This window comes from Larkinella punicea, assembly GCF_003334855.1.
Classification (GTDB): domain Bacteria; phylum Bacteroidota; class Bacteroidia; order Cytophagales; family Spirosomataceae; genus Larkinella; species Larkinella punicea.
Genome location: NZ_QOWE01000021.1, coordinates 142106 through 159901, shown reverse-complemented (window position 1 = coordinate 159901; position 17796 = coordinate 142106). Strand labels below are relative to the sequence as shown.

16 protein-coding genes are annotated in these 17796 nt (G+C 52.0%); 9 read left to right on the top strand and 7 right to left on the bottom strand.

The window, feature by feature from the left end; translation table 11 throughout:
• Window positions 1-344: 344 nt before the first annotated feature.
• A complete protein-coding gene (locus DUE52_RS23310; protein WP_114408480.1) occupies window positions 345-1844 on the bottom strand; it encodes an acetyl-CoA carboxylase biotin carboxylase subunit in 1500 nt (499 codons plus the stop codon).
• A gap of 225 nt (window positions 1845-2069) precedes the next feature.
• On the opposite strand from DUE52_RS23310, the gene DUE52_RS23305 reads away from it, so the two are divergent.
• Window positions 2070-3380, top strand: a complete 1311-nt coding sequence (locus DUE52_RS23305) for an aminotransferase class I/II-fold pyridoxal phosphate-dependent enzyme (RefSeq protein WP_114408474.1) — start codon at window positions 2070-2072, stop codon at window positions 3378-3380.
• 158 nt (window positions 3381-3538) lie between these two features.
• Window positions 3539-3718: a BF3379 family histone-like protein gene (locus tag DUE52_RS23300; protein ID WP_114408473.1), complete on the top strand. Its 180-nt coding sequence runs from the start codon at window positions 3539-3541 to the stop codon at window positions 3716-3718.
• Window positions 3719-3798: 80 nt separating this feature from the next.
• Here DUE52_RS23300 and DUE52_RS23295 read toward each other — a convergent pair whose 3' ends face one another.
• A complete protein-coding gene (locus tag DUE52_RS23295; RefSeq protein ID WP_114408472.1) occupies window positions 3799-4206 on the bottom strand; it encodes a MaoC family dehydratase in 408 nt (135 codons plus the stop codon).
• 16 nt (window positions 4207-4222) lie between these two features.
• The gene (locus DUE52_RS23290; protein ID WP_114408471.1) at window positions 4223-4654 is read right to left on the bottom strand and encodes a YybH family protein; all 432 of its coding nucleotides are present in this window, start codon (window positions 4652-4654) and stop codon (window positions 4223-4225) included.
• 157 nt (window positions 4655-4811) lie between these two features.
• On the opposite strand from DUE52_RS23290, the gene DUE52_RS23285 reads away from it, so the two are divergent.
• Both DUE52_RS23285 and DUE52_RS23280 read left to right on the top strand, forming a co-directional pair.
• The gene (locus tag DUE52_RS23285) at window positions 4812-5687 is read left to right on the top strand and encodes a diacylglycerol/lipid kinase family protein (protein ID WP_114408470.1); all 876 of its coding nucleotides are present in this window, start codon (window positions 4812-4814) and stop codon (window positions 5685-5687) included.
• A 110-nt stretch (window positions 5688-5797) separates the two neighbouring features.
• Complete coding sequence (locus DUE52_RS23280) at window positions 5798-6145, top strand: translation initiation factor (protein ID WP_114408469.1); 348 nt, start codon at window positions 5798-5800, stop codon at window positions 6143-6145.
• Between the two features lie 68 nt (window positions 6146-6213).
• Here DUE52_RS23280 and DUE52_RS23275 read toward each other — a convergent pair whose 3' ends face one another.
• Window positions 6214-7704, bottom strand: a complete 1491-nt coding sequence (locus DUE52_RS23275) for a peptide MFS transporter (protein WP_114408468.1) — start codon at window positions 7702-7704, stop codon at window positions 6214-6216.
• Between the two features lie 138 nt (window positions 7705-7842).
• Here DUE52_RS23275 and DUE52_RS23270 point away from each other — a divergent pair, with 138 nt between their 5' ends.
• Window positions 7843-8499 (top strand): peptidoglycan DD-metalloendopeptidase family protein, encoded by a 657-nt coding sequence (locus tag DUE52_RS23270; RefSeq protein WP_114408467.1) that lies wholly within the window; start codon window positions 7843-7845, stop codon window positions 8497-8499.
• A 140-nt stretch (window positions 8500-8639) separates the two neighbouring features.
• On the opposite strand, the gene DUE52_RS23265 is transcribed toward DUE52_RS23270, so the two are convergent.
• Window positions 8640-9122, bottom strand: a complete 483-nt coding sequence (locus tag DUE52_RS23265) for a hypothetical protein (RefSeq protein WP_133299924.1) — start codon at window positions 9120-9122, stop codon at window positions 8640-8642.
• Between the two features lie 222 nt (window positions 9123-9344).
• Here DUE52_RS23265 and DUE52_RS23260 point away from each other — a divergent pair, with 222 nt between their 5' ends.
• The 3 genes from DUE52_RS23260 (at window position 9345) to DUE52_RS23250 (ending at window position 14262) form a co-directional block, all read left to right on the top strand.
• Window positions 9345-10061 (top strand): SIMPL domain-containing protein, encoded by a 717-nt coding sequence (locus DUE52_RS23260; RefSeq protein ID WP_114408465.1) that lies wholly within the window; start codon window positions 9345-9347, stop codon window positions 10059-10061.
• A 111-nt stretch (window positions 10062-10172) separates the two neighbouring features.
• A complete protein-coding gene (locus DUE52_RS23255) occupies window positions 10173-12656 on the top strand; it encodes a zinc-dependent metalloprotease (protein WP_229312277.1) in 2484 nt (827 codons plus the stop codon).
• 190 nt (window positions 12657-12846) lie between these two features.
• Window positions 12847-14262 carry a hypothetical protein gene (locus DUE52_RS23250; RefSeq protein WP_114408464.1) on the top strand — a complete coding sequence of 472 codons (1416 nt, stop codon included), beginning with the start codon at window positions 12847-12849 and terminating at the stop codon, window positions 14260-14262.
• A gap of 74 nt (window positions 14263-14336) precedes the next feature.
• Here DUE52_RS23250 and DUE52_RS23245 read toward each other — a convergent pair whose 3' ends face one another.
• Together DUE52_RS23245 and DUE52_RS23240 are read right to left on the bottom strand one after the other, a co-directional pair.
• Entirely contained in the window at window positions 14337-14990 is a 654-nt protein-coding gene (locus tag DUE52_RS23245) for a YceI family protein (protein ID WP_114408463.1), read from the bottom strand.
• Between the two features lie 51 nt (window positions 14991-15041).
• A complete protein-coding gene (locus tag DUE52_RS23240; protein ID WP_114408462.1) occupies window positions 15042-16091 on the bottom strand; it encodes a ligand-binding sensor domain-containing protein in 1050 nt (349 codons plus the stop codon).
• Window positions 16092-16334: 243 nt separating this feature from the next.
• On the opposite strand from DUE52_RS23240, the gene DUE52_RS23235 reads away from it, so the two are divergent.
• Window positions 16335-17720 (top strand): sialidase family protein, encoded by a 1386-nt coding sequence (locus DUE52_RS23235; RefSeq protein ID WP_114408461.1) that lies wholly within the window; start codon window positions 16335-16337, stop codon window positions 17718-17720.
• The last annotated feature ends 76 nt before the right edge of the window (window positions 17721-17796 follow it).

The following is a 17796-nucleotide window of genomic DNA, read 5'->3' as shown; positions in this document are numbered from 1 at the left end:
ATCCGGGTGGCCTTAGCCGTCTTACAATCGGGGAAGCCGTTTGATTCTCGACTAAACCTGCCAACCGAAGAAAATTTGGTTTCAAACTTGTAAAATTTGACAGTTCATGGGTACGCAATCACCTGCATCTGCCTGTTGCGTACCCAAAGGCACGCGGGAGGAACCGGGTAGCCTTTTCGTTACAAACATCTGTCCGCTAGGCGGCCAACCATCCCTCATTCGCGTTACAGTATCAGAAAAAACCATTCTAAAGATCGTTCTGCGCCAACAGCCAAAGAGGGTGTAAAAAAAAGCAACCTTCGTACACTACTGATTTTACATTTGAAATTTCCGAAATCGGTGGTCTACCTCAATCGTCTTTCCTTCCACTTACTTTTCTTCGCGTCGGTGACAACGACCTCCGGGGCGGTTTTCACCTGGCGGTTTTGAAACAGCCAGGCCGCCAAAACCCCCGCCAGTTGGGTTTCTTCCAGACTCGTTTCGGGTGTCAGTTTATCAGGTGTAAAATAATGGTTGACGAAATGGGTGTCGAACTGTCCCGAGCGGAAGGCATCGTGCTGCATCACAAACCGGCAGAACGGCAGCGTCGTTTGCACACCCGTAATGCGGTATTCATCGATGGCGCGGATCATTTTCTCGATGGCTTCGGCGCGGGTGGCTCCCGTTGTCACCAGTTTGGCAATCATGGGATCGTAATAAATTGGAATGGCCATGCCCTGTTCAAAACCATCGTCGACCCGAACGCCGTTGCCCTGGGGGCGCACGTAGGTTTCCAGCGTTCCGACGTCGGGCAGAAAGTTGTTGGCCGGATCTTCGGCATACACCCGGATTTCGATGGCATGACCGTTTATTTTCAAATCCCCCTGTTTGATTTCCAGCGGTTTCCCTTCGGCAATGTAAATCATCTGTTTCACCAGATCGATGCCCGTAATCTGTTCCGTCACCGGGTGTTCGACCTGAAGCCGGGTGTTCATTTCCAGAAAATAGAAATTCAATTGGTCGTCGACGATAAACTCCACCGTTCCGGCCCCGTAATAGCCACAGGCCCGCGCCACTTCGACTGCGCAACGCCCCATCTCGGCCCGAATTGCCGGCGTTAACACCGACGATGGTGCTTCTTCCACCACTTTCTGGTGACGGCGCTGAACCGAACATTCGCGTTCGAAGAGGTGAATGATGTTGCCGTGTTGATCGCCCAGCACCTGAATTTCCACGTGGCGGGGCGACGTAACGTATTTTTCGATAAAAACCGATCCGTCGCCAAAGGCCGATGTGGCCTCGCTGACGGCCCGGTTCATGCCTTCGTCAAACTCCGCGTCGCTTTCCACAATCCGCATTCCTTTGCCTCCTCCGCCCGCACTGGCTTTAATCAGAATCGGGTAACCGATCTGGGCCGCCGTTTTCCGGGCGTCGTCGCGATCCGTGATGGCTTCGGGCGTGCCGGGAACCATCGGGATATTATAGGACGCAACGGCCGCTTTGGCCGCCAGCTTACTGCCCATCACTTCGATGGATTCCGGTGACGGCCCGACAAAGATCAGCCCGGCGTTGCGGACGGCGCGGGCAAAACCGGCGTTTTCCGACAAAAAACCGTAGCCCGGGTGAATGGCATCCGCACCGGTTTGCCGACAGGCTTCAATGATGGCATCGGCCCGCAAATAGGATTCGGAAGAGGGGGGCGGCCCCACGCACACGGCTTCGTCGGCATACCGGACGTGGAGCGACTGGCGGTCGGCTTCGCTGTAGATGGCTACGGTTCGAATGCCCATTTCGCGGGCGGTTCGCATGATTCGCAGGGCAATTTCACCGCGGTTGGCGACGAGTAATTTCTGAATGTTAGCCATTGAATGTGAATCGTTGGTCATTCGGATTTCGGTGGCTGAAGGGCCTTGTTGCAGCAGATAACCGAACCGGAATGTACCTGCAAAAATATACTTCTCGCTGCCTGCTCCTAATTTCCGGTGGTAATTTCTAAAACCAACCCCCGCTTTGCGGTTGACAGATTTTAATTTACTTTTGTACTAATGTGGTTAACAAACTCATTATAAACCGGTAAATAGCGCAATAAAGTGGATTTATTTGAGAAATTACGCACCAACCTCGGACCCATCGGTTCGTCATCGCGGGAGTATAACGCGCACCATTATTTTGCATTTCCCAAGCTGGAAGGCGAGTTAGGGCCGCACATGGTGTTTCGGGGGAGGAAGATGCTCAATTGGAGTTTGAATAATTATCTGGGGCTGGCCAACCATCCCGAAGTCCGGAAAATCGATGCCGAAGCGGCTAAGGATTGGGGTCTTGCGTACCCGATGGGCGCCCGGATGATGTCGGGTAATTCGGATCTGCACGAAGAACTGGAGAAACAATTGGCGGAGTTTGTCGGCAAGGAAGACTCGTTTCTGCTCAATTATGGCTACCAGGGCGTGATGTCGGCCATCGAAGCCGTGGTCGATTACCGGGATGTGATCGTCTATGACGCCGAATGTCATGCGTGTCTGATCGACGGTATTCGGTTACACAAAGCCAAGATGGGCGAATACTACAAATTCAATCACAACGATATCGATAGCCTGGAGAAAAACCTGCAACGGGCCACCAAAAAAGCCGCTGAAAAAGGGGGCGGTATTCTGGTCATTACCGAAGGCGTATTCGGCATGTCGGGCAAAGTCGGCATTCTGAAAGAGATTGTGGCTTTGAAGGAAAAATATGATTTTAAATTGCTGGTCGACGACGCCCACGGTTTCGGAACCATGGGGCCGACGGGTGCCGGTGTGGGCGAATTGCAGGGGTGTCAGGATGGCATCGACCTGTATTTCTCGACCTTCGCCAAGTCGATGGCGGCCATTGGTGCGTTCATTGCCGGTGACCACGACATTATCATGTACCTGAAATATAACATGCGTTCCCAAACGTATGCCAAAGCCTTGCCGATGCCTTACGTCGTTGGGGCCATGAAGCGGCTCGAACTGATCAAAACCCAACCGGAACTCCGCGAAAAACTGTGGCAGAACGTACGGGCGATGCAGGACGGTTTGCGGGCGCGTGGGCTCAACATCGGGGATACGACCTCGCCGGTGACGCCGGTTTTCCTGCACAGCGAAGGCGGTGTTCAGGAAGCGGGGGTGCTGGTTCGCGACCTGCGCGAAAACATGGGCGTCTTCTGCTCCATTGTTGTCTATCCGGTGGTTCCGAAGGGTGTCATCATGTTGCGGATCATTCCAACGGCGGCTCACTCGCTCGAAGATGTTGACTACACCCTGAAAGCCTTCACTGCAGTGTCCGAAAAACTAAACCAGGGATTTTATCGTGAAAATGCCCACCAGGTCCTGATTGATGCCGCCCTGGTGCCCTCAGAAGTCGCCAAAACGGTGGCGGAATGACCGTTTAGTAAGGAAACGTGCTTTATTTGGATTTTTCCAACGTTTTTTTTGACGGTTTTCTTGCGCTGAATCATAGAATGCGTATATTTCGTCAAAAACGCGGTTTTTGAGCGTTTTAGGGCATTTTTCACAACTTTTTAACCCCCATACGAACTGTTATGGCACGTTTCGATGAAATAAAAAATCTGGTCATGTCTTTGGAAGGTGATTTCGAGAAATTCTACGAAAAAGGCAATCAGGCTGCCGGTACCCGCGTACGGAAAGGCATGCAGGATCTGAAGACATTGGCTCAGGAGATTCGCTCTGAAGTGCAAGGTCAGAAAAATGCAAAAGAGTAAACAACAACTTACTCCAAAACCAAACAAGCCCGGCGATTCGTCGGGCTTGTTTGGTTTTTGGAGGGCAATGAATCCGGCGTTCAGGATTTCTTATACATCAAGGTCGCCACGCCACGCGTCGTTAACTTGCCGGTTTGGGTATCTTTAATTTCAGTCGACACTTCCGCGATGTGTTTGTCCGGATTGGTGGAAACCACCGTAAAAACCGCTTCATAGTCTGTATCGACAAACATGGGCCGCAGAAAGTCCAGCGTTTGCTTCAAATACACCGAACCGTGTCCGGGGAATTGCGTTCCCAGGATTTTGGTGAACACGCTGGCACCCAACATGCCGTGAATAATGGGCCGTTTGAAGGGCGTCTGGCTGGCAAACTCCGCGTCGAGGTGCAACGGATTGTCGTCGCCGGTAACGCGCGCAAACGCTTCGACGTCGGCTTGCGAGAAACGAAAGGTATGCCGGTGAACGGCGTTTAATTCAAAAGGGGTCATAAAAACGAAAACGTGATTAGCTGGAATGGTCGCTGACGATCACCCATTGTCCGTTAATTTTTCGCCAAAGTAACGTAAAATGTCCTTCCGCATCGCCGACTTTCGGGCGGGTCAGGTGAAATTTTCCGATCACATACGCTACATTTTTGGCCTGGAACTCCAGTTTCAGAATGGTAAACTTCAACGTTCCCATGGCCGCCCGGTCCGGATACCGGCGTTTGTAATTACTCAGCGTAGCCTCGTAGCCGTACGTAATGCCCACTTTGCCGATAAACGTCAGTGAGTCCGACTTCCAGTAGCCGTTCATGAAAGCCGTGGTATTGCCGGCATTCCAGTCGGCGGTTTGGCGATCCAGAATGGACAGAATCGCTTTGCGGTCGGCGGGTGTCTGGGCCTGAGAACCGGTGATGACGAACAAAAAAAGAAAGAAGCCGACTAGTTTTTTCATTTTATCCCGTACTTTGATGGCTTATAATTTCCCCAATACTAATGAATAAAATTCGCAAATTTTACGAAGAATATAAGCCTTACATCTTTTCGGATGGCTGGTATTACATTTTTATCATTGTGTTCATCCTGATCCTGTTTATTTTCTTTTCCTGACCGTGGCGCAAACAACTTTGCTGGCGATTGTCAATCCCCTGTCGGGGACGGCTTCGGTACAAAAAAAGCAGCAATGGATTGAATTTTTGTTGAAAATAGCGGTTGATGCTGGGTTTACGCCTGAAGCACGCTTTACGACGCATCCCGGACACGCCACCGAACTGGCCACCGACGCCGTTCGGCAGGGCATCCGCCGGGTGGTGATCATCGGGGGCGATGGCACGATGAATGAAACCGCCCGGGCGCTGTTGAACACGCAAACCGCCCTGGGAATTGTCCCGGTGGGTTCGGGAAACGGGCTGGCACGGCATTTGAAGTTACCGCTGAATCCGAAAAAAGCCATTGAGCGGGCCATCCATGGACGCCCGGTGGTGATCGACAGTGGTCGGATCAATGAACACGCTTTTTTTTGCACGACCGGAATAGGCTTCGATGCGTACGTTGCCCAGGAATTTGCCCGGCAGCCCATCCGGGGGTTGCCCACCTACATCCGAACCACCTACCGGGCGTTCTGGAACTACCAGCCTGCGACCTACGAAATTGACGGGAAACCGCAGTCGCTCTTCTCCCTGACCGTGGCCAACGCCGGGCAGTTTGGCAACAATGCCTGGATTGCTCCCCATGCCAATGTCGCCGACGGGTTGCTGGATGTCTGTCTGCTAAAACCGTTTCCCCGCAGCGCGGTGGGCCTGCTGGCGTGGCGGCTTTTTAACAAAACCCTCGACCAGTCGAACTACCTGACGGTGCGACCCGCCCGGTCGGTGGTGGTGAAAGGAGCGGGGCCGCTATTGATCCACGTCGATGGGGAGCCGTTGCTACTGGACACCGACACGGCAACGGTTCAGGTGGTGCCGTCGAGTTTGCTGGTGATTCGGTAGAGTGGTTCGTCTTGGCTTTTTGGTCGCATAGCGACCGAATGTTTGTAGAAAAAAGTAGCAATATTCCCTCTATCGGTCGCGTAGCGATCGAACTAAAATGGCTAAAAACGATGAGTAAGAAAAATAACAACGATAAATCCCGCTTCGGAATCGTGTATTCGACGGACCCGAATTATGCGTACCAATCCGGCGCTTCCAACGCGAAAACGCTGAAACCGGAACAGCAGAACCTAAAAATCTGGCTCGATCGCAAGGGGGGCGGGAAGGTCGTGACGGCCGTCCGGGACTTCATCGGCACCGACGCCGACCTGACCGAAGTGGCCAAACAGCTAAAAACCGTATGCGGCTCCGGCGGCTCGGCCAAAGACGGCGAGATCCTGATTCAGGGCGATCACCGCGACAAAGTCCTGGCCTGGCTCACGGCAAAGGGGTATAAGGGGAAGAAAGCGGGGGGGTAAAAGGAATGATGGATGATGAATGATGAACGATGATTGGGCTGACGCGTAAATTCATCATCCATCATTCTCTATTTCACTCCTCCCAGCCAGCTTTTTAGCGGTTTGTGGAAAATCAGGATCAAGAGGGCGAAGCCGAAGCTGAAATAGACGACGCTCATGAACATTTCCGGCATCTGCTGAACATTCCCTTCGTCGAAACCGCCCGCAAACAAACCGGCAATCAGGTTGCCCAGTGAGGTGCCGACAAACCAGATGCCCATCAACTGGCTGAGGTAGCGTTTGGGAGCTAGTTTGGTGAACGAACTCAGCCCCACCGGACTCAGGCAAAGCTCGCCCAGCGTGTGAAACAAATAGGTGAACGTCAGGAAGATCGGGGAAGTGAGCTGGCCGGTCAAAGCAATTTTGGAAGCCATTACCATCACCAAATACCCGAGTCCTAAAAGAAACAGCGCGACGGCAAACTTGAGGTGGGGTGCCGGATTCTGGTTGCGGTTTCCCAGATAAATCCAGAGTGCGGCCAGAATCGGGGAGAAGATGAGGATGAACGCCGGATTGAAATTCTGGAACCAGCTCGAGGGCATTTGCCAGCCAAAAAGATTCAAATCCGTATACCGGTCGGAGAAAATCTGGAGCGACGAACCCTGCTGTTCAAAGCCCGCCCAGAACACGGCAGAACCCAGGAAGAATACGAACAGAACACCCACCCGCTTCTTTTCAACGAGCGTTAAGCCGCCCGCCAGCAGAATGAACAGAAAATAGCCGACTGCCGTCAGTGTAATGATAACCCCGGCGCCTTTGGCTAATCCCTGCGCGGTGGTCAGATCCAGAATACCCGTAAACTGCAAAACGGCGAGGATGGCCGCGAGGCCCACCACAAAAAACAGACTGCGGTTCTGGTTGGTCGTGTCGGTAGATGCTTCGGCTTTGGCCGGGACATTTCCGTAGTCGCTGAGGTATTTCTGACCGAAAATCCGGAAGACCACCAGGCCGAACAACATGCCGACGGCAGCCGCGCCAAACCCGTAATGCCAGCCCACTTTCTGTCCCAAATATCCCACGATGGTGATTCCCAGAAACGAGCCCATATTGATACCCATGTAGAAAATCGAAAAAGCCGCATCGCGCCGGGCACCACCTTCGGGATAGAGTTCACCAACGATGGAACTGATGTTGGGCTTTAACAAACCCGTACCGATGGCAACGGTGGCTAAACCGATATAAAACAAGGCGCTCCCGGCCGGAATGGCCAGCAGAACATGCCCGAACATGATGACAAAACCGCCGTACCAGATGGATTTTCGCTGTCCCAGAATGTTGTCGGCAATCCAGCCGCCGGGCAGCGAAAGGAGGTAACCCGAAGCCGTATACAAGCCATAGATGGCGGCTCCTTCCATTTCGCTGAGGCCCATGCCGCCCCGGACGTTGTCGATCAAAAAGAGCAGCAGGATGGCCCGCATGCCGTAGTAGCTAAACCGCTCCCACATTTCGGTGAAAAACAGGACATAGAGGCCTGTAGGGTGTTTGGCAGACGTGGTAGTAGGGGATGCAGTGGCTTGCATTCGGCAGTTTAGGTTGATGAGTGTAGTTAAGAACGAAAATTCGGTGTTTTTTCAGGATTCAGGACATTAAATATAGAGGATACGCCGGAATCTCCCAAAAGTTGTACGGGTATTGGCAAAACTGACCAACTTTGCGCTATGATTCTGCCCTTCGATTTTCGCACCGATCCGTATCTGATACTGGATTTTACCGCCCAAAATTCAGAACTGGACAGCCTTGACCTTACCAATACGGCTGTTTTTACCGATTACGTCTTTGGGAAACTTCGCCGGCAGGGTGCCGTGGTGGGCGTGGGTGGTTACAACGAACACCGGGTCATCTACCGGCGCAGTCCGCATTTCAATCAGGCCGAAGCATCCCGTTGCATCCATTTAGGCATCGACCTCTGGGCCGAAGCCGGAACGCCGGTTTTTGCCCCGCTCGATGGCGTGGTACACAGTTTTCAGGATAACAATCATTTCGGCGATTACGGCCCCACGATTATTCTTGAACACCGGCTGGATGAAAAACCGCTTTTTGCACTTTACGGGCATCTCAGCCGTTCGTCGTTGCGGGGTTTAACAGTAGGAAAGTCTTTCAAAGCCGGGGAGAAAATCGCTGAAATTGGCCCGTATCCGGAGAACGGCGACTGGCCTCCGCACCTGCACTTCCAACTGATGACTGATTTGTTGGGTCATACGGGAGACTTTCCGGGTGTTTGCTCGCTGGCGGATCGGGAACGGTATCTGGCAGTTTGCCCGGATCCGAACCGCTTGCTGCAAATACCGGGGTTATCCCAACCCCCTGAAGGGTAGGGCTGTTAGGTTTTGAATTGGAATTGATTAGGCCGATCGTTCTGACCCTCATTTGCCCCCCAGCCCCCTAAAGGGGGAGCTTGGAGCGCGAGAAAACTCCCCCTTTAGGGGGCTGGGGGGCAAATGCGGATTAGGGGCAATTATTTTTCGGTAATCGAAATGATGATGTCGTGGGGAGCCGGTTCGTCACCACCAAAATACGGATAGAGCCGGTAGCGTTGAGTACTTTGCACAATGTTGCAGCCCCGCGCAATGGTGGTCTCCTTACCTTTGAAGGTGAAGACATAGTTGCCGCCAACGATGCTGATTTGGTAATCAGCAGGCTTGTTAAGTTCAGCGGTGCCGAGTTCTTCCGAAACGCGCTCGCCGTTGCGGTAGCAATAGGCATAAATCCGGAGGGCTTTGTCCCGCCAGTTCCAGCCAAAGCGGGCGCTGGACGTGTTGTGTTGAACATTACAGTCCGAAAAACCGTATAGTTTGTTGATGTCGTGCTGGTTTTCGGGAATTTTGTTGGTATAAACGGCGGAACTGTCGAAAATGACGCTGAACGACAAGGTTGTTTTGGCAGTATACGAAAAGTCGTTGTGATCGGCGTAATTGCCACCGGCTTTGATTGTGTACACGGTGGTAACCGGCGCGGTAGGGTCATCCGGTTTTCCGGAAGGAATCTTGCACCCGTGAAGACCAATCAGGCCCAGGAATATCAAAAGAATAAAATAACGCATTACCAGGTTGATCCAGAGAATCTTAAAACGAGTGTGAGGTGTGAACAGTTTTAGGCAACCAAAAATAACGAAATGATCACTTATTCAAAAACGGTAAACAACCAGTAATCTTTTATAACCATGCGGAAACTTAGTTTTTTTGTATTGAGCATATTGAGTCTTTTTTCTCCGGCGGTTGCCCAGACGCCGGACCTGCCCGTCAACCGGATTGTGGTGTTGGGTGATGCGGAGCTTGAATTACCGGCCGATCAGGTTCGCATCACGGTCACTTTGCAATTTTCGGATCCGGCCGACGCCCGGAAAGCGTATGTTGCGCACCAGGCTGCCGAAAAACGGCTAGTGAAGTTACTGAAAGATTACCAGATTGACGAGAAAGAAATACGGTACACCTTACTGCAGGTTCAGAAAAATGATGGGTCGATCTACCAGAATGGCCAGCAGAAGCCGGAGGTCATCACCAATCAGCAAGTCATTTTTGAGTTGAATAAACCGGAACGGTATCTGGATCTGCAACTGGCGCTGATCAATGGCGGTTTCAACCGCTTTCAGGCCGGCTATCGTTCGACCAAACAGGAGACCAGCAAAAATCTGGTGCTGGAAAAGGCCGTTGAGGTGGCTCGCGAAAAAGCGGCCATTCTCGCCAAAGCCGCCGGGCGAACGCTGGGAACCGTGCTGAGTGTGCGCGACACGGAAGAAACCGACCCGGTTTTACAGCGGGGCTTTGGACTTAGTGCGATGGACGAAGTCGTACGCGTCGGGTATGGCGGCAGTTTACTCGATATTCCGCAGACGATCCGGATTCCGGCGCAGGTGAAAGTGACGTTTGAATTGAAGTAAAAAAGGCGAAATGCCGCCGGTATTTGAATAAAGTGGTTAAAAAAAGGGGTGGTTCTGGGTTCAGAGCCATCCCTTTTCTATATTTAGTGCAAGAATACGAACCTGCACTTTATGAACAAACTACTCCTCGCATTAACCATTTTGCTCACTACTTCGGCGGTTGCCCAGACCGCTTCGACCGGCACTCCCCCTACCATCGCGTCGTATACGGCAGGCATGGAAAAGCAACCCGGTTTTATGACGTTTTACTGGGATGCCAAAAAAGGGAAGATCTGGCTGGAGATCGACAAGTTCGATACTGAACTCCTCTATTATCCGACCCTGGCCTCGGGCATCGGTTCCAACGACATTGGTCTTGATCGGGGGCGGCTGGGGCAGGAACACATCGTCAAATTTCAGCGCACCGGCCCGAAGGTGCTGATGGTCGAACCCAATTACCAGTACCGCGCCATCACCAGCGACGCCCTCGAACGCCGGGCGGTCGAAGAGTCGTTTGCGCAGTCGGTCCATTGGGGGTTTGACATTGTGGCCGAAGAGGAAAGCGGTCCGACGGGTCGGCGGGTGCTGGTCGATCTGACGCCGTTTCTGATGCTCGATGCGGTGGGGGCGGTGCAGGCCATCAGCCAGACCCGCCAGGGAAATTTCCGGCTTGATGCCAGCCGTTGCGCCATGTATCTGCCGCATTCCAAATCGTTTCCGCAAAATACCGAATTTGAAGTCACCATCACGCTGACCGGCGACACGCCCGGCGCGTACCTGCGCTCGGTGGTGCCGACACCAACCGCCGTAACGATGCGGCAGCACCATTCCTTTGTTCAATTGCCCGAAGCAGGTTATAAAGCACGGGAGTTCGATCCGCGCATCGGCTACGGCGGCATCGAGTATTTCGATTACGCAACGCCCGTCAGCCAGCCGATCATCAAGCGGTATATTTCGCGGCACCGGCTGGAAAAGAAAGATCCGAAAGCGGCTGTCAGCGAAGCCGTTAAGCCCATTGTCTATTACCTCGATCCGGGTACGCCCGAACCGATCCGCACGGCCTTGATGGAAGGCACGGCCTGGTGGAATCAGGCGTTTGAAGCGGCCGGGTACAAAGATGCGTTTCAGGTGAAATTGCTGCCGGCCGATGCCGATCCGATGGATATTCGCTACAACCTGATTCAGTGGGTGCATCGTTCCACGCGCGGCTGGTCCTACGGAGCGAGCATCATCGATCCGCGAACGGGTGAAATCATCAAGGGAAAAGTGACGCTGGGCTCGCTGCGGGTTCGGCAGGATTACCTGATTGCGCAGGGACTGGTCGGCAACTTCGACACCGATACCTCGCACGTATCCGAAATGATGCAGATGTCGCTCAACCGGCTGCGGCAACTGGCTGCACACGAAGTGGGCCATACGCTGGGACTGCCACACAACTACATCGCCAGCACGCAAAATAGGGCGTCGGTGATGGATTATCCGACAATGGTGGCCAAAGTGAAAGGCGCGGCCATCGACCTGTCGGATGCCTACACGCTGAGCATTGGCGACTACGACAAATGGAGCATCATCTGGGGCTACCAGGATTTTCCGGCGGGAACCAACGAGAAGCAGGAGTTGAACAAAATCGTTCAGCAGATGCACGCCAAAGGTCTGACGTTTCTGACCGATCAGGACGCCCGGCCCGAGAGCAGCGCCCACCCGGCCACGCACTTGTGGGACAATGGCGGCAATGCGGTCGATGAATTGAAGCGCACGATGGAGGTTCGGCGGGTGGCTCTGGATCATTTCAACGAAAAGAAAATTCCGGCGGGAACGCCGATGGCAACGCTGGAAGAGGTTTTTGTGCCGATGTACCTGTTTCACCGGTACCAGGTCGAAGCGGCCGCCAAGGTGCTGGGCGGACAAACGTATACCAATGCGTTGCGGGGCGATGGCCAACCGGTTCTGTCGGTGGTTCCGGCGAGTGAGCAACGCCGGGCACTGGATGCTCTGTTGTCTACGCTCCGCCCACAGGTGTTGACGGTACCGTCGGTGCTGTTGAAATCCATTCCACCGAGGCCGTTCCGGTACAGCCCCAATTCGCGGGAGGTGTTCAAACGCCGGACGGGCATGACGTTCGATCCGCTGGCCCCACCCGAAGCGGCCGTTTCGATGACGTTGCGGATGATGCTCAACCCGGAGCGTTGCGCCCGGCTGGTTCACCAGAAGGCTTTCGATCCGGCCCAACTCGGCCTGGACGATGTTCTTGTTCAGCTACTTAAAGCGATTTATAAACGGCCCTTTGATAAAGGCTATGTTGGAGAAATTAACTACATGACCAGTTTGAAGGTAGCGGAACAACTCATCGCGTTAGCCCAGAACAAAGAGGCCGACGGAGCGGTGCGGGCTTTAGCCCACTGGTCGGTCCTGCGCATCAAAACGCTGGTCGGTCCTGCGGTGGCAGGTGACACTTCTTACGGACTGATTTCGCACCTGATTCGTCAGTATGAGATGAATCCGGCGGAGGTGCCTGCCCCTTCCGTTCTGGCTGCGCCGGATGGAGCGCCCATTGATCCTGGCCAGGAATGGCTGGAGTCGTTGCTGGGCGAACCCGCCTGTGAGTGGGTGCGCTAACTCATTTTAATGCGGTTTAAACCGTATTCAATCACATTTTAGCAGAATTAAAGACCGAACCGCCTACTTTTGGGGGTTCGGTCTTTGTTTTTTTCGGAAAAGAGAGCTGAGACAAGAGAGAAAAGACCCAATACTTTACCCGGTCTTTTTTCTCTTGTCTCAGCTCTCACGTCCCTTACACCACCTCCTGATGAGAAAAATACTAGCTATCCTTTGTTTCGTAGGAAGTCATTCGATTTTCGCCCAACCATCCGCCGATTCGCTGGCTTCGGCCAAAACCGCCCGACCAAAACCGGTACCGGAGAAAAATGAGTTGAAATACAACCTGAACGAGTCAGGTTCCCACTTTTTCAAAGTCACGTTTCTGAACCAGACCTGGTTGCGGCTCAACCAGAGCAACCCCGGCACAACGGTTGTTGGGGATGCCAAAGACCAGACGTTTGACATTGGTCTGCGCCGGACCCGGATTCAGCTATTCGGTCAGCTCAACGACCGGGTTCTGGTGTACTTCCAGTTTGGGATGAACAACTTCAATTTCCTGAATGCATCTCCCGCTTTCAACACCACCGGTACGGTTTCAAACCGGAAGGTACAGGCGTTTTTTCACGATGCCCTGGCGGAATACCTGGTTTTCAAGGACCGGGATTACCTGAAAATCGGGGGCGGTTTAACCATTGTGAACGGCTTGTCGCGCTTTAGCCAGCCCGGCGTCAGTTCGATCCTGTCGATGGATGTGCCGGTTTTTGCCCAGGCCACCGTCGATCAAACCGACGAGTTTGCCCGGAAACTGAGTCTATACGCCCGGGGTCAGGTCGGTCGGTTCGACTACCGGGTGGCCATCAGCGATCCATTCCCGATTCAGACCAACGGGGCGGCTCCTCCGGCGCTGGGACCCAACGCCAATTTTGCGCTGAAAGGCCACACCAAGCAGTTTCAGGGCCTGTTATTGTACCAGTTTTTCGACAAAGAGTCGAACCAGACGCCGGGCTATATGACAGGTACATATTTGGGGAAAAAGAAAATTGTCAACCTCGAAGCCGGATTTATTTCGCAGAGAAACGCCGTCTGGCACACCGGTGCCACGGCGACCGACACGGTTTACCAGAACCTGAATCTGTGGTCCGTAGCGGCTTTTCTGGACATGCCGGTCAATCGCGCGAAGGGTTCCGCCGTTAGTGCTTACCTCGGGTATTTCAACCTCGATTACGGCAAAAATTACCTGCGTTACAACGGCATCATGAACCCCGCCAGCGGCACCACGCAGTCGGTCGGCGGGCTGGGCGGAACGCAGGGCAATGCGTTCCCGATGTTCGGGACGGGTAGTGTGATTTATTCGCAGGTCGGGTATCTGTTCCGCCAGGATTTGCTGGGCAGCAACGGAACGCTGATGCCTTACGCGCAGGCCCAGCTTGGCAACTACGACCGGGTGAACCGAAGCATGGGTGTTTACAACGTCGGTCTGAACTGGCTAATCAAGGGCCACAATTCCAAAATTACGCTCGACTATCAAAACCGCCCGTACTACATCGCGCTTCCGGCCACCGGCCAACTCGACGCGCAGGGACGGCGTGGTCAGCTTGTGTTACAATACCAGGTATTTATTTAAGAAATCCATGATGAAAATGAGAGCGGCTCGAAAGGCCGCTCTTTTGATGCGTCGGCAAAAAAGGTTTCAGGTGTTTATTTTCTTGCTACGATCTTCATATAGAGTTCAATGTTATCTGAAACAGCTTGATCAGCTAAATTATCGTAAAACTTTCCTGATCTGTAACGGATACCCCATTGTGTCCGATCAATGATCAACCTGCCATTCGCTTTTACAATTCCGTCCTGAACTTCCATTCTGGCCGGAAAAGTAACCGGTTGTGTGACACCTTTAATGGTCAGATCACCTTTAACGATAGTGTGACCTCTCAATGATTCAATGTTGGTAATGGCGATTGTAGAAACGGGGAATTTTTCGACATCAAAATAATCAGGCGATTTTAAGTGTTTAACAGGCGTGTTTTTACTTGCTTTGTCTTTATATTCTATTGAATTCATGTCTATTTCAGCTGTACCACCCATAAGTTGGCCGTTTTCAATCATCAACTCTCCTTTTGATAGATGGATATACCCTACGTGTTCTTCGTCAATATCAAATAGCATTGAACCTTTCCATGTTATAACACTTTCAGTCGTATCAATACTATATTTTTCACGCGTAACATGTCTCAGGGATACGGCGCTTGCCGCTGCATTATTTTTATTTTCCTCTTTTACAGATCCATCACAACCAAAGAATAAAGAAGCAATAAATAAGATTAAGTTCGTGATTGATAGCTTGTTGTTCATCCTGTAGAAATGATAATAATTGACAAATGATTTTAAAGGTAGTAATACACATTATTTTTGATCCTCTTTACTTTTAAAGTCCGTGATGGTCTTTCCGTCGTAACGATACACGCCGTTCAAAGATCCAAACCAGATACTTCCATCCTTAGCTTCCAAAATCCCACAAAGCATTTTTTCAATTGACATTATTTCGGTTACTATAGGCTTTTTATTGTACAAAGAATTTTGATCATAACGGAAAAGTTTCCATGCTCCAACTCCATTGGGTTTTACTGCACCAGTAGTCCAAATGTTCCCCTTTTTATCTTCGATTATAGCAGAAGTACTCCTCTGATTAATTTTGGTAAAGGCACTGCCATCATAGCGCCAAAGACCAGATGTAACGATCAGCGTATCGCCTTTTTTGTCTTCGATTATCGTTGCCCCGAACCAGATAGCACCCTTTTTATCTTCGGTCATACCCCAAACGTTGTTGAAGGCTTTACCGTCTTGATTTCTGAAAACGGTAAATGTTTTTCCATCATAGAAACAGGCCTCGCCCCTTGTGCCAATCCATAATTTCCCGGTTTTGTCTTCCAGAATAGTAGTAACAGCGTTATTGGGCAGTCCGTCTTTCGTTGTAAAATTTCGAAAGGATTCCCCGTCGTAACGGCTTATTCCTCCTCCTGTTCCGAACCAAATAATGCCTGCTTTATCTTCATAAATAGACATAACCGCATTATTGGCAAGCCCCTCCCTGGTTGTAAAATGCTGAAAGGATTTTCCATCGTAATGATAAACCCCAGAATCAGTGGAAGCGAACCAAAGATTTCCGCGTCGATCTTCCAGAACATCCCAGTATCTGCGCGAACCTATTTTACTTGCGATATTGGTAAACGATTTTCCATCATATCGAAAAACGCCACCCCATGATGCCGCAATCAAAATGTCTCCGTTTCTATCCTGCTTTACATTCCGAACCATTGTGTTAGGCCCGTAGGAAGTAACAGTGTCTTTGATATTGTAATTGATCGTATCTTTTGGGAGGTCTATTTTTTTTCCTCCACAGGAAGCGCAAAGAACAGATAGCAATAAAGCACAAACGTATACGAGTTTAGTCATTACTCTTTTTGTTTTCAAGGGTTTCAACAAAGCTAAAGGTTGTTATTCTGGGGTCTGTCAAGAGCCTGTAAAAGAAGGTTAACGAAATGTTAAAGTTGTTTGTGAGCGGCTTCCCAACAACGATCCAGTATAGGCCTGATTTAAAAAGGAAGAATAATATCACAAATGGAAATAAAAGTAGTAGAACGCTGAAAGCGTGGCGTCTAACTTTGTCTATGAAGGCATTTTAGAAACACCGACACGATGGAAACAAACGCTACCGGGAATTCATCACGAAGAAATTTTCTGCAAAAAACCGCTCTGCTGGCGGCCTTGACGCCGAAGCAGTGGGGACGTTCTGCCGCTGAAACGGAACCGGCCAATTGGGCCGGGACTGGCGAAAATGTCCCGGAAATGGTGGAAGCGGACGGCCGGTTACGCCTGAGTTTTGGCGAAGAAAAGGTGATTGTTCCGAAGGGATTACAGCCGTTCATGCTGGTGACCAAAACCGGCGCGATTATCGTTCAGGCGCAACTGCCGGAAAAACCGTTTCCCTCGCCCCGGATGCATTATGAACGGGCGATGGGAACGTACATTTCCCGCGATGACGCCGAAACCTGGACGAACATCCCGCTGAAACCCGGTGAAAACGGTGTGAATCTGGAAGGGGGCGGTATTCAGTTGAAGGACGGTACGCTGGTCGCACTGGATACGTACATTGTACCGGGAAAAAAAGACGGGCAGGGGATGGGGCAATTGTATACTTCCCGGGATGACTGGCAGACGCTGGAAGGGCCGGTGGACGTTCCGTTCGATCTGCCGGGGGCTGATTTTTACGCATCCAAAGACGATGGCGGCCATCCGCACGAAGCCCAACGGCTGCACCGCCGAATTCTGGAAATGCCCAACGGGGATCTGCTGACCACTTTTTACGGGTGGACCAAAGAAGATCGGACGCCTTCGACGTACATGGCCAGTATGATGAAGACCCGGGTTTTGCTGGTGCGCTCAACCGATAAAGGGAAACACTGGAAACAGGTCGCCACCGTCGCCGTTGGACCCGACATCGGCACGGAAGGACTCGATGAACCCGTCATTGCCCGGATCAGCAAGGGACCCAATGCCGGACGACTGCTCTGTTTCATGCGGACCGGTCGTGAACTGCGGGAGTCGTTTTCGGATGACAACGGAGCGACCTGGAGCCCGCACCAGCCCCGGATTTTTGCCGGGCTGGATATTTACCGGACAGAACTCTGGGTCGACTGGCTCCGAAACAAAACCGACTCCAAAGGAAAACCGCTCGATGAGGGTAACCCCGACGAACTCCGGGGGGCGGTGGTGGACCCTGACCTGATTGTGCTTCGGAGCGGCCTGCTGGTGGCGGCATTCGGCATTCGTGTCCCCCAGAAAGCGTGCTGGAAGTACCCGGAGCATTCCTGGAATGGCAACTACCTGGCGTTCAGCCAGGATCACGGAAAAACCTGGCCTAACGTGGTCCGGATGACATCCGGTGTCATGACCACCCATTACATGGCCATCGAGGAGATGAAGACTGATAATAAAGTGTATGTTGCCTATGATTTGGGAGCCTGGGGGAAAAGTCCGCGAAACGCCGTCGGTCGTACCCTGGAGATCACGATCAAATCCTGAGGACCTCAATACAGAATAGTCAAGCCGTCTGATAGCCCCAAAATCCCCTAAAGGGGACTTTTAGCATCCGGATTTA